Annotated in this window: 1 tRNA gene; it reads left to right on the forward strand. The window is 38.6% G+C overall.

Annotated features, from left to right (window positions below):
* Nucleotides 1–156 precede the first annotated feature (156 nt).
* Nucleotides 157–230, forward strand: a tRNA-Arg gene (locus ACY2RS_RS15575).
* The last annotated feature ends 47 nt before the right edge of the window (nucleotides 231–277 follow it).

Raw genomic sequence — 277 nt, forward strand, 5'->3', positions numbered from 1 at the left:
CTAAAAATATTGAGTTTTTTATTCAACTCATTAAACAAGAATAAAATTTAGGGCTCGTAGCTCAGCTGGATAGAGCATCCCGCTCTCAAGCGGGACGGTCATAAAGCTAAAAATATTGAGTTTTTTATTCAACTCATTAAACAAGAATAAAATTTAGGGCTCGTAGCTCAGCTGGATAGAGCACCTCCCTTCTAAGGAGGCGGTCATAGGTTCGAATCCTATCGGGCTCACATTAAATCCCCTCTTGGGGATTTTTTGTTTTAAAACATATGACAGC

This window comes from Patiriisocius sp. 208BN25-11 (assembly GCF_058147145.1).